Source organism: Nocardia sp. CNS-044 (assembly GCF_059570515.1).
In genome coordinates, this window is record NZ_JCANSX010000011.1 from 65,997 (window position 1) to 77,710 (window position 11,714).

Below are 11,714 nucleotides of genomic sequence, written 5' to 3' on the forward strand. Positions count from 1 at the left end.
CGCCGCGAGAACGCGAGCGGCCCGGCGTCGTGTCTCAGGTGGCCTGACTGACCGAGGACATGTGGAAGTCCGGAATCCGCAACGGCGGCATGGCGGTTCGGGTGAACCAGTCCTTCCACTCCCTGGGCAGCGCGGTCTGGGTGGCGCCCGCCTCGGTGGTCCTGCGCAACAGATCGATCGGGCTCTCGTTGAAACGGAAGTTGTTCACCGCCGCGGTGACCGCTCCGTTCTCCACCAGATACACGCCATCCCTGGTGAGACCGGTCAGCAGCAGGCTCGCCGGATCCACCTCGCGGATGTACCAGAGCGTCGTGAGCAGCAGACCGCGTTCGGTACGCGCGATCATCTCGTCCAGACCCGCCCCGGAACCGCCGGTGAGCAAAAGATTCTCGCCGGGCACGGTCGCGGTGGCGTCGAATTCCGCCGCCGTGGCGCGCGGATAGACGAGCGATTCCACGACACCCTCGCGCAACCAGTCCACCCGCTCGGCGGACAGGCCGTTGTCGAAGACCGACAGCGCTTCCGACGAGGCGGGCGTTGCGACGAAGGGCCGATACTCCAGTCCCGTGGCGACGGGATCGGAGTACAGCGTGAGCGGAATGTCGGTGAGCCGCTCGCCGATTCGAGTACCACCCGCGCGGGCGAAGGCGTTGTGGCCCTCGTGCGCGCCGCGGCCCTCCATCGACCACGCCAGATAGATCATCAGGTCGGCGACCGCCGAGGGCGGCAGCAGCGTCTCGTAGCGGCCCGCGGGCAGCTCGACGCGGCGGCCCGCCCAATCCAGGCGGCGGTTCAGCTCGACGAGCAAGCCCGGTGTGTCGACATCGGTGAAATCGGCGGTGCCGACGCCGACCCAGGCGCTCGCCAGCTCCGCGCCCGCGCCGCGTTTTCCGTTGATCTCCACCGAACCGGTCGGCTGCACGAAGCGGCGGCGGATGCCGGTGGAGGTGCCGAGCCAGGTGGTGTGCATCTGGTGGTGGGCGAAGCCGTAGAGCTGGTCGGCGCCGTCGAAACCGGCCGACAGGTCACGCGCCAGATCCGCGAACACCTCGATACCCGTGCTGCCGGGCGACTCTGCCCAATCCGCGGCGCGTGCGTCCGATTCCAGCAGTGGCATGGCGTCTTTCGCGGGTTCGGCGGTGCGCGCCGCCGCCTCACTGGCCCGCACGATCGCCTCGATCTCTGACGAATCGACGCTCGTCGAGCTGACGCTGCCGACCCGGGCCGCGTGCGGTCCGTCGCGGAAGATCGAGACCACCGCCCAGCCCCGCGACACCGAGGAGCCGTTGGTCGTCATGGAATTGCCCGCCCAGCGCAGCGAGGCCTCGTGCGCGTCGGTGACGATCACCATCGCCTCGTCGGCGCGGGAGAGGGCCAGCGCCCGCTCGACGACCTCGCCCGCGGGCGCCACGCCGCGCGCGTCCACCGTGTCGATGCCCGGCTCGCTCACTGACCCGCCTCCGTCCTGGTGTTGAGAACGTTGATGCCGCGCACCAGGATCGACGGACAGCCGTGGCTGACCGCGGCCACCTGACCGGGCTGTGCCTTACCGCAGTTGAACGCGCCGCCCAGCTGCCAGGTCGACGGGCCGCCGACGGCCTCCATCGCGCCCCAGAAGTCGGTGGTGGTGGCCTGGTAGGCGACGTCGCGCACCTGCCCGTCCAGCGCGCCGTTGCGGATACGGAAGAAGCGCTGCCCGGTGAACTGGAAGTTGTAGCGCTGCATGTCGATCGACCAGGATTTGTCGCCGACGATGTACAGCCCGTCCTCGACCCGCGAGATCAGCTCCTCGGTGCTGGTGTCGCGCTCCGGATCGGGTCGCAGCGAGACGTTGGCCATCCGCTGGATCGGCACGTGGTGCGCGGAATCGGCGTAGGAGCAGCCGTTGGAGCGCGTCAGCCCGAGCCGCGGTGCGAACACCCGGTCCAGCTGGTAGCCGACGAGCACGCCGTCGCGCACCAGATCCCAGCGCTGCCCCGCAACGCCCTCGTCGTCGTAGCCGACGGTGGCAAGGCCGTGCCGCTCGGTGCGGTCGCCGGTGACGTGCATGATCGGCGTGCCGTAGCGCAACGTGCCGAGCTTGTCCGGTGTCGCGAACGAGGTGCCCGCGTAAGCGGATTCGTAGCCGATGGCGCGATCGTATTCGGTGGCGTGCCCGATGGATTCGTGGATGGTCAGCCACAAATTGCTGGGATCGATGACCAGATCGGTCGGGCCCGCGGTGACGCTCGGCGCCTTCACCTTCTCGGCGAGCCAGCCGGGGATCCGCGCGAGTTCGTCGTCCCAGTCCCAGATTCCGTCCGCGCCGGTGACGTACTCCCAGCCGCGCCCCGCCGGTGCGGCGAGGGTGCGCATGGTCTCGAAGACGCCCGCGGCCGAGTCGACGGTGATCGCCTCCAACTGCGGGTGCAGCCGGACCCGCTGCTGGGCGATCGACGAGCCCGCGGTGTCGGCGTAATACGTCTGCTCCTTGACCTGCAACACCGAGGCGGTGACGTGGTCGACGCCGTCGGCGGCGGCCAGCCTGCCCGAATAGTCTTGCAGCAGCGCGACCTTCTCGGCGGTCGGCACGGTGAACGGGTCGAGATCGTAGGCCGAGACCCAGTGCGCGCCGTCGTAGCGCGGCTCGTCGGCCAGCTCGACGTGCTCCCGGTTCAGCTCGCGCAACGCTTTCGCCACGGTGACCGCGCGGCGCGCCACCTCGGCGGCGGTGTCGGCGGTGAGCGCGGCATGCGAGGCGAAACCCCAGGTGCCGTCGACGATCACGCGGACGGCGAAGCCGAGATCGGTGGCGTTGCTGATCGCCTCGACCCGCCCGTCCCGCAGCCGGATCGACTGGGTGACCAAACGGTGCACTCGTAGGTCGGCGTGTTCGGCGCCCGCCGCGGTGGCCGCGGCGAGCGCGGCGTCGGTCAGCGCGGACAGTGGTAGCGCGCGGAATTCGGCGTCGATCGCCGAGCCCGACGTGTCCTCGGAAGTCGCGATGCTCACCCCGGCAACGCTACCGGGTTCTCGCCGACCGGTCCGCGCGCCGTTCCGCGGCGGTGCGCGTCTCGCGCGAAAAGCCCAGCGGCACAGCGACGATCCGTCCAACGCCAGGCCTGACGTGCGCTATCGTTCCGACGCGAACGGCGCGCGCGAGACCCGGGTTACCGCATCGGCGCTGCGGAATGCCGTACTGTGCCCGCGTGCCGCCATCCGCCCTCCGTGACCGCAAACGTGAACGTACCCGCCGCGCTCTGCTCGAGGCCGCCGTCGAGCTCTTCGAGACCAGAGGCTACGACGACACCACGGTGGCCGACATCGCCGCCGCGGCGGAGGTGGGCACGCGCACCTTCTTCAACTACTTCGCCAGCAAGGAAGAACTGCTCTTCCCCGAGCCGGACGAGCGGGTCCGGCTCGCGGTGGCCGCGATCGCCAGCCGCCGCGTCGGCGAGCGTCCGGTCGAGGTGCTGCTGCGCGCGCTACGGGCGGCGGGCGACAACCCGGGCGAACATCTCGTCGACGATCTGGGCGCCCGCATCGCCGCGGTGCGCGCCCAGGTCTCGCGGACCGTGCCCGCGGTGAGCGGACGCGCCGCACACGCCCAGCTGGTGGCGCAGCGCGAGATCGGCAGGCAGCTGCACGCCGCGTTCCCGGACGAACTCGACGAGGTCGGCGCCGCGGCGCTGGTCGGCGCGGTGGTCGGCGCGGTCTCCGGCGCGCTCACCGTGCTCTTCCAGCAGCCGCATTCCGGACCCGAGGACGGCGAGCGGCTGCACCGGAAGATCCACGAGACCACCTCCAAAGTCTTGCGGCCCTGGCTCGCCTCCACCTGCACGGCCCACGCCGAACCGGTCGGCTGAGCACGGCTCAGCCGAACTGCTGCCAGCCCAGGCGAATCACCATCGCCACCACGACGACGAGCAGCACGATGCGGACGAATTCCGCGCCGCGGCTCAGCGCCATCCGTGATCCGGCGATCGCGCCCGCGACGTTGGCCACCGCCATGGTCGCGCCGAGCGCGAACAGGATGTGCCCGGTGAGACCGAAGAAGATCAGCGCGCCGACGTTGGACCCGCAGTTGATCACCTTCGCCATGGCCGCGGCCCGCACGAACTCGGTGCCGAGCAGGGTGGCGAAGGTGATGATCAGGAAGGTGCCGGTACCCGGACCCAGCAAGCCGTCGTAGAGCCCGATCAGTCCGGCGGCCAGCGCCACCACGAGCACCACCTTGCGGCGGGTCGGCGGATGGGTCGCCATGGTGACGCCGATGGATGGGCGCAGCGTCACGAAGATCGCGACCGACACCAGCACCACCATGACGATCGGGATGAACAGGTCGCGGTCGATCAGCGAGACCGCCGCGGCGCCGACAGCCGCGGCCACGGCGGCGATGCAGGCCGCGGGCAGCAGCACTCGCCACTGCATCGGCACCTTCTTGGCGAACGTCAGCACCGACGCGGTGGTCCCCGCGACCGCCGCCAGCTTGTTGGTGCCCAACGCGGTCTGCGGCGCGATGCCCGGCGCTACCAGGAACAGCGTCGGCAGGATGATCAGGCCGCCGCCGCCGACCACGGCGTCGACCCATCCTGCGGCGGTCGCGGCCGCCACCAGCGCCGCCCAATCTGCGAGATCCACGCTGCAAGACAACCAGACGTCCCATGTTTCCCCGCTGCCTGGGACGGTCCGGCACCGCCGGTGCGGCCACGGACAGCCGCATGCCCGCGGCGAACGCGGAGGTACGCCTTAGTCTGGCCGTCATGCGCCGGTTCAGTCTGTGGCTTCGCGGCAAGCCCCTCGTTGCGGATTCCATCCTGGCGTTCGGGCTGCTGCTGCTGGACCTCACGGCCATCGGCGACACCGATCAGAAGGCCGTATATCTGGTGGTCGGCGGGCTGCTGCCGATCCCGGTCGCGTTCCGCCGGGTCTACCCGAGGGCCATGGCCGCCACCCTGCTCGGCCTCGCCCTGTGCACCACACTGCTGAGCTACGTGCTCGACGACAAGGCCGTGCACCCGGCGCTGCTCGCCCTCGGGATCATGCTGTACACGCTGGTCGCCTATGTCGGCAGGCGCGAGGGACTATTGCTGCTCGCCGGTCTGGTGCTCGACACCGCGTCGTCCACCCTGCTGCTCGATCAGCCGGTCTGGTCGACGCTCGCGTTCATCGCGCTGTACTACGCGCTGTGCTGGACCCTGGCCGAGTTCAACGGCGCGCGGCACGCCTACGACGCTGAGGTCGCGGCCCGGCTCGCGGTCGCCGACTACGACAGGGAGCGGCGCACCCACGAGGCGGTCGCGCTGGAACGCACCCGCATCGCGCGCGAACTGCACGATGTCGTCGCGCACGCGGTCAGCGTCATCATCGTGCAGGCCGACGGCGCGAAGTACGCACTGCGCCGTGACCCGGACAGCGCCGAACAGGCCGTCACCACTATTGCCAGCACCGGCCGTGAGGCGCTGCGCGAGCTGCGTCGCACCGTCGCGCTGCTGCGCACCGAGCACGCGCCGGATCAGCTGCCGCAGCACGGCACGGCGGGCATAGCCCGGGTGGTGGAGATGATGCGCGGCACTGGCCTCGCCGTCGAGCTCGAGCTGACCGGCGACATCGACGACGTCGCCCCCGAGGTGAGCCTCGGCGTGCACCGCATAGTGCAGGAGTCGCTGACGAACACGCTGCGCCACGCGGGCGCCCACCCGAAGGCGTGGGTGCGGGTGCAGCGCCGCGACAGCGACGTCCTTGTCGAGGTCACCGATTCCGGCGGCGTTCCGGTGCACGGGCCCGAGGCCAACCCGATCAAGGGCAGCGGTCTCGGGCTGGTCGGCATGCGCGAACGCATCGCGGTGCTCGGCGGGACCTTGGACGTCGGGCGCGCCGCCGACGGCGCCTGGCGGGTGCGCGCGACCATCCCGCTCGAGCCCGACGGGACGGATTGCTGACCTAGTCGAAGACCGCCGCGAGTTCGCGAAGCACCTCGCTCGCGGTGATCGGATCCAGCGCGCCGAAGGCCGTGTCGCCGCACCGGCGCCACCACGACGACACCGGCGGCGAACTCAGCTCGACCGCCTCGATCACCCGCTCGCCCTCCGGTGCGGGGTCCTCGACGGCGATGCCGTCGTCCAAGTGCAGCAGCACCTGGAGATCGCCCTCGACCGGCCGGTAGAAGTGATCGTGCACACCGTCGACCGGAGCGCCGCGACGCCAGCCGAAATCCTCCAGCCGCAGCAGCGCGTGCGTGGGCACCATGCGGTGCGCGAAACGTTCCAGCGAGGTCGCCGTGCGCTCCCGCTCGGTCAGTGCATGCACCTCCCGCGCGAGTTGCGGAAAGGGTTGGCGCAGTTCGTGATCGGTGAACTGGCTGACCCAGTACGGCAGCTCCTCGGCGAGCTGTAGCGGATGGGCGACGGCGATGCGCGCCGAGTCGACGCCGATCGTTCGCCCGTCACGGTCGGTGGCGGCGCCGTCCGCCCCGATTCGAAAGGAAATCTCCGGGTTGGCCCGCTCGTCGAAGCCCAGCCACACCAACCGTCGCGCCGGGTGGCGCAGGGACGGATGGTCCAGGACGGCGACGCGGTGCTGGCCGCCGGTCCACGTGCGCTGCTGAATCATCGCGAGCTCCAGAAGTTGAATCTGTTCGCACATCTCTCCACCACGAGAGTCGATTACAGGGAACGCAAGAGAATAGCGACGCGCGCCGACAATCCCGTGAGACGCGCGGGAGGGTAACCGAATCGTCGCCGGGCACCGCTAGATTGGAGCCGTGCCGATCACCGTTCTCGTAGTCGACGACCAAGAATTGATGCGCATGGGCCTGAAGATGGTGCTCGGCGCGCATCCCGACATCGAGGTGATCGGGGAAGCCGAGAACGGAGCCGCCGCCGTCGGCAAGGCCAAGGAACTGCGCCCCGACGTGGTGCTGATGGACGTCCGGATGCCCGTGGTCGACGGCGTGACGGCGACCGGCCGCATCGTGGAGGCGGGCGACGGCTGCCGCGTCCTGGTGATGACCACCTTCGACCTCGACGAACACGCACTCGGCGCGCTGCGCGCGGGCGCCAGCGGCTTCCTGCTCAAGGACACCCCGCCCGAGGACCTGGTCTCGGCCATCCGCAGTGTGGCCGCGGGCGACGCGGTGGTCTCGCCGAAGGTCACCAAGCGGCTGCTCGACCGGCTCATCGCCGACGATCCCGCGGGCATGCGCGACCCGTCGGTGCTCGACGTGCTCACCGCGCGCGAGCGCGAGGTGCTCGAGCAGATCGCCGCTGGCCGCTCCAACGCCGAGATCGCCGAACAGCTCTACCTCTCCGAGGCCACCGTGAAGACGCACGTCGGCCGGGTGCTCACCAAACTCGGCCTGCGCGACCGGGTGCAGGCCGTGGTGCTCGCCTACGAGACCGGGTTGGTGCGGCCCGGCGGCTGAATCTCAGCGAGCTATCAGCCGCGCCCGGGAGAAAAACTCCGCGGGCGGGCGTTGGTAGGGGTAGATCGTCCGGAAGGAACGCCATGCCCGCTCTGCTGTTCGTGCTCTACGTGGTCGTAGAGATCGCCGCGCTGTTCGCCGTCGGTCAGCTGATCGGCGTAGTGCCCACCATCCTGCTGCTCATCGCGGGCTCCGCCGTGGGCATGCTGCTGATCGGCTCGCAGGGGCGGCGGGTGATCGAACAATTCCGTCGCGCCGGACGCGGTGAGATCACCCCGGGCACCGCCGTCGCCGACGGCGCGCTGGTCGCGACGGGCGGCGTCCTCATGTTCGTGCCCGGCCTGGTGACCTCGCTGTTCGGCCTGCTGTTGCTGCTGCCGCCGACCAGGACGCTGGTGCGTCCGGTCGTCGCCGCGGTGGCCGCGCGTCGCTTCGGCCGCTTGGTGCGCAACGCGCCGTACCGCGGCGTCGTCATCGACGGTGACGAGGTAGTAGACGGCGTGGTGGTGCAGCAGTATTCGTCCACCCCGTCGGCTCCGCCGACTGCCGTCCCCCAGTGGTACGACGACGGTCAGGGCAACGCCCGCCGCGCGGTCGGCCCGGCCTGACCCGCCCGTCCACGGTGATCGACCGAATCCGGGATACGGCAGACTGGTGACCCGTGGGTACCCAGTTGCTGCTCGGCGGTCGTTTCTACAGCTCTAGTTCACCGGACGCGACCGCGATGGCGGTCACCGACGGCACAGTGGTGTGGCTCGGCGCCGAACAACCCGGCCGGGCGCTGCATCCGGACGCCGAGATCATCGACTTGGCCGGCGCCTTCGTGGCGCCCGCGTTCGTCGAGCCGCACGTGCACGTGACGGCGCTCGGCCTGAAACTCACCGGACTCGACCTGTCCGGAACACGCTCGCTCGCCGACTGTCTCGCGGCGCTGCGCGACCATGCCGCGGCCCAGCCCGGCGGCGCGATCCTCGGTGACGGCTGGGACGAGACACGCTGGCCGGAGGGCCGCCCGCCGACGGTCGAGGAGATCGACGCCGCCGCGGGACCCGGCCGTCGGGTGTACCTGACCCGAGTCGACGCGCATTCGGCCGCGGTGTCCTCGGCCCTGCTGGACACCGTCCCCGAGGTGACCTCGACGGCCGGGTTCACCAGGGGCGAGCCGCTACGCGGCGCGGCGCACCACCTCGTGCGTTCCGCGGTGCTCGGCGGCCTGGACCGCGCCAGGCGCGACGAGGCCCGCCGCGCCGCGTTGGACGCGGCGGCGGCGCGGGGCATCGTGGCCGTCCACGAATGCTCGGGACCCGACATCGCGGGTCGCGACGACGTGCGCGAACTGCTGGCATTCGAGCACGGTGTGGAGGTCCGCGCCTACTGGGGCGAGGCCGTGACCAGCGCCGAGGAGGCCAAGGCCCTGGTCACCGAACTCGGCGTGCACGCGCTCGGCGGCGACCTGTTCGTGGACGGCTCGCTCGGTTCGCACACCGCGTGGCTGCGCGAACCCTATGCCGACACGCCCGGGACGGGAAATGGATATCTGGACGCCGAGGCCATCGCCGCGCACCTGCGAGCGTGCACCGCGGCGGGCATTCAGGCGGGCTTCCACGTGATCGGCGACGCCGCCATGGACGCGGTGGTCGCGGGCTTCCAGCGGGTCGTGGACGAGTTCGGCGGCCCGGCCGTCGCGGCGCGGGGGCACCGCGTCGAGCACGCGGAGATGCTCGACGCCGAGCAGATCGGCAAGCTCGCCGCCTGGGGCGTGATCGCCAGTGTGCAACCGGTTTTCGACGCGACATGGGGCGGCACGGACGGCATGTACGCGGCCCGGCTCGGCGCCGAGCGCGCGGCCACGCTGAATCCGTTCGCGGCCATGGCCGCCGCGGGTGTGTCGCTGGCCATCGGCTCGGACGCGCCGGTCACCGAACTGAATCCGTGGCTGGCCGTGCGCGCCGCGGCGAATCACCGCACGCCGGGCCACGGCATCTCGCCGCGCGCGGCGTTCGCGGCCGCCACGCGCGGGGCCTGGCGCGCGGGCGGCGTGCGCGACGGCATCGCGGGCACCCTCGTGCCCGGCGCGCCCGCCTCGTACGCCGTATGGGAGGCAGGCGATCTCGTCGTCGCGGCGGCCGCCGACTCGGTGCAGCGCTGGTCCACCGATCCGCGGTCCCGCGTGCCGGGACTGCCGCCGCTGGAACCGGATTCGGCGCCGCCGCGATGCCTGCGCACCGTGCACCGCGGCGTCACCCTGTTCGAGGCATGACGATGCCCGGCCCGACGCGCACCTCCCGCGCACCGGAGCGGCTGCGCGGCGTGGCCGCGCGTTCGCTGGCCGCGCTGATCGCGGGACTGCTGCTGTTCGGCAGCTTTCCGCCGCGCCCGTTCTGGTTCCTCGCGCCGGTCGGCATCGCCGTGCTCACGGCGACGGTGCGCGGCGCGGGCGGCCTGCGCGGCGGCTTCGGCTACGGAATGCTCGCGGGCTTGGGCTTTTTCGTGCCGCTGCTGCCGTGGACCGGAATCTACGTGGGGCCGCTGCCTTGGCTGGCGCTCTCCACCACGTGCGCGGTGTATATCGGGCTGTTCGGCCTGCTGGCCAACCTGATCGGGCGGCTGCCCGGATGGCCGCTGTGGGTGGCGCTGGCCTGGGTGACCACCGAATGGGTTCGATCGAGCTTCCCGTTCGGCGGATTCCCTTGGGGTCGGCTGGCTTTCGGTCAGGCGGATGGCTGGTTCCTGTCGCTGGCCGCGGTGGGCGGCGCGCCGCTGATCGGCTTCGCGGTGGCGTTGACGGGCACTGGACTCGCGGCGTTGATCGAACGGCTGCCGACGCTGCGCGCGCCCGCCGCGCCGGGCGAGGCCGCAGCCGCCGAGGAGTCGAAGGACGCTGCGGGCGTACCGAACTCGGCGGACGAGCTGTCCGGGAGCGGCCCGGCCGTCACGACGAAACCCCGGCTCGGCACCGCGTCGCGGACCGGGATCGTCACCGCGGCAGCGACTCTGGCTGTCATGCCGCTCGCCGGAGTGATCCTCCGGACCGCGCTGCCCGCCCCTGACGACGGTGACCGGACGATCACAGTCGCCGCGATTCAGGGCAGCGTGCCGCGCCTCGGTCTCGACTTCAACGCGCAGCGACGCGCGGTGCTGGACAACCACGTCCGGCGCACCGAGCAGCTGGCCGAGGACGTCGCCGCGGGCCGGGCGCGCAAGCCGGATGTGGTGATCTGGCCCGAGAACTCCTCCGACATCGATCCGCTGCGCAATGCCGACGCGGCGGCGCTGATCACGCGGGCCTCCGAGGCGATCCAGGCGCCGATCCTGGTGGGCGCCGTGCTCGTGAACGGCGATCGCACCACGACGAATTCCGTGATGGTGTGGAACGGCGCGGAAGGTCCGGCGGACCGGCACGACAAGAAGATCATCCAACCGTTCGGCGAATACTTGCCGATGCGTTCCTTCTTCCGGCTCTTCTCCGAATACGCCGACCGCGCAGGCTATTTCGTGCCGGGTGACGGTGACGGCACAGTACGCGCCGCCGGCGTGGACATCGGCGTGGCGACCTGCTACGAGGTCGCGTTCGACCGGGCGTTTCGCGATTCGCTGCGGGCCGGCGCGGAATTGCTCACCGTGCCGACCAACAACGCGACCTTCGGCGACAGCGAGATGACCTATCAGCAGCTGGCGATGTCGCGGGTGCGCGCGGTGGAGCACGGCAGGGCACTGGTGGTCGCGGCCACTTCGGGTGTCAGCGCGATCGTCACCGCCGACGGAGCGGTGCCGCAGCAGACCGAGTTGTTCGTGCCCGCGGCCCTCGTCGCGGACCTGCCGTTGCGCACCAGCACCACTTTGGCTACTCGAATCGGCGCCGCACCCGAATGGGTCTCGGCTATCCTGACCGCTGCCGCCGTCGTTGTTGCGTTGTCCCACCGGCGGAGGTCGCGGTCTGTTCACGCGACCTGGCAGGGCTTTTCGGCCGACCAATCGGTCGGCTGACCTGGATCACGATCTCCTCGACAACCGAACATCCGGTCTCTTCCGGGACGGGCGAGGCCTCCGTAGCCTGTTTGTTATGTTGCCAAGTGTTTGCTGGCATGGGCGTCGGGGGTTGATTCCGTCCGCGGCGTAAGCCGTCGGACCTCGGTGTTTGTGGTCCGCGACGCCGCTCGACGCGAAAGTTTGCGGAAATGTAGCTGGCCAAAAGGACGTTCTGCCAACGTCGTTCGATGTGAAACAAATCCAATACGTCGGCCATCCGGCATCTGGGGTGCTCCGAATCATAGGGCGTGGATCACACGTCCTACGGCTCGCGCATGCGTGG

General features: G+C 70.7%; 10 protein-coding genes. 6 read left to right on the forward strand and 4 right to left on the reverse strand.

Translation table 11 applies throughout. The annotated features are described in order from the left end of the window. Positions 1-34 precede the first annotated feature (34 nt). Both T333_RS28665 and T333_RS28670 read right to left on the reverse strand, forming a co-directional pair. Positions 35-1,351, reverse strand: a complete 1,317-nt coding sequence (locus tag T333_RS28665) for a metallopeptidase TldD-related protein (RefSeq protein WP_355002672.1) — start codon at positions 1,349-1,351, stop codon at positions 35-37. 95 nt (positions 1,352-1,446) lie between these two features. Beyond that, positions 1,447-2,991 carry a TldD/PmbA family protein gene (locus tag T333_RS28670; RefSeq protein ID WP_496426442.1) on the reverse strand — a complete coding sequence of 515 codons (1,545 nt, stop codon included), beginning with the start codon at positions 2,989-2,991 and terminating at the stop codon, positions 1,447-1,449. A 197-nt stretch (positions 2,992-3,188) separates the two neighbouring features. Here T333_RS28670 and T333_RS28675 point away from each other — a divergent pair, with 197 nt between their 5' ends. Beyond that, positions 3,189-3,845: a TetR/AcrR family transcriptional regulator gene (locus T333_RS28675; RefSeq protein ID WP_355002581.1), complete on the forward strand. Its 657-nt coding sequence runs from the start codon at positions 3,189-3,191 to the stop codon at positions 3,843-3,845. A 7-nt stretch (positions 3,846-3,852) separates the two neighbouring features. Here the strand turns inward: T333_RS28675 and T333_RS28680 are convergent, their stop codons facing one another. Further along, complete coding sequence (locus T333_RS28680) at positions 3,853-4,620, reverse strand: TSUP family transporter (protein WP_355002582.1); 768 nt, start codon at positions 4,618-4,620, stop codon at positions 3,853-3,855. A gap of 122 nt (positions 4,621-4,742) precedes the next feature. Between T333_RS28680 and T333_RS28685 the strand changes: the two genes are divergently transcribed. Continuing rightward, positions 4,743-5,921 (forward strand): sensor histidine kinase, encoded by a 1,179-nt coding sequence (locus tag T333_RS28685; protein ID WP_355002583.1) that lies wholly within the window; start codon positions 4,743-4,745, stop codon positions 5,919-5,921. A 1-nt stretch (position 5,922) separates the two neighbouring features. Here T333_RS28685 and T333_RS28690 read toward each other — a convergent pair whose 3' ends face one another. Beyond that, positions 5,923-6,624, reverse strand: a complete 702-nt coding sequence (locus tag T333_RS28690; RefSeq protein ID WP_355002584.1) for a DUF4132 domain-containing protein — start codon at positions 6,622-6,624, stop codon at positions 5,923-5,925. A 118-nt stretch (positions 6,625-6,742) separates the two neighbouring features. Between T333_RS28690 and T333_RS28695 the strand changes: the two genes are divergently transcribed. From T333_RS28695 to lnt, 4 genes are all read left to right on the forward strand, one after another. Beyond that, positions 6,743-7,402 (forward strand): response regulator, encoded by a 660-nt coding sequence (locus tag T333_RS28695; protein ID WP_067791887.1) that lies wholly within the window; start codon positions 6,743-6,745, stop codon positions 7,400-7,402. A gap of 83 nt (positions 7,403-7,485) precedes the next feature. Further along, a complete protein-coding gene (locus T333_RS28700; RefSeq protein ID WP_357254929.1) occupies positions 7,486-8,010 on the forward strand; it encodes an FxsA family protein in 525 nt (174 codons plus the stop codon). Between the two features lie 53 nt (positions 8,011-8,063). Next, positions 8,064-9,662, forward strand: a complete 1,599-nt coding sequence (locus T333_RS28705) for an amidohydrolase (RefSeq protein WP_496426443.1) — start codon at positions 8,064-8,066, stop codon at positions 9,660-9,662. Positions 9,663-9,664: 2 nt separating this feature from the next. Beyond that, on the forward strand, positions 9,665-11,389 hold the full coding sequence (lnt, locus tag T333_RS28710) for an apolipoprotein N-acyltransferase (protein ID WP_357255122.1): 1,725 nt from the start codon (positions 9,665-9,667) through the stop codon (positions 11,387-11,389). Positions 11,390-11,714: the final 325 nt, after the last annotated feature.

Bases quoted from the DNA above. Each gene is read 5' to 3' on its own strand.
- T333_RS28665 (WP_355002672.1), bottom strand. From the start codon at position 1,351: ATGGTGATCGTCACCGACGCGCACGAGGCCTCGCTGCGCTGGGCGGGC.
- T333_RS28685 (WP_355002583.1), top strand. From the start codon at position 4,743: ATGCGCCGGTTCAGTCTGTGGCTTCGCGGCAAGCCCCTCGTTGCGGAT.
- T333_RS28690 (WP_355002584.1), bottom strand. From the start codon at position 6,624: ATGTGCGAACAGATTCAACTTCTGGAGCTCGCGATGATTCAGCAGCGC.
- T333_RS28700 (WP_357254929.1), top strand. From the start codon at position 7,486: ATGCCCGCTCTGCTGTTCGTGCTCTACGTGGTCGTAGAGATCGCCGCG.
- lnt (WP_357255122.1), top strand. From the start codon at position 9,665: ATGCCCGGCCCGACGCGCACCTCCCGCGCACCGGAGCGGCTGCGCGGC.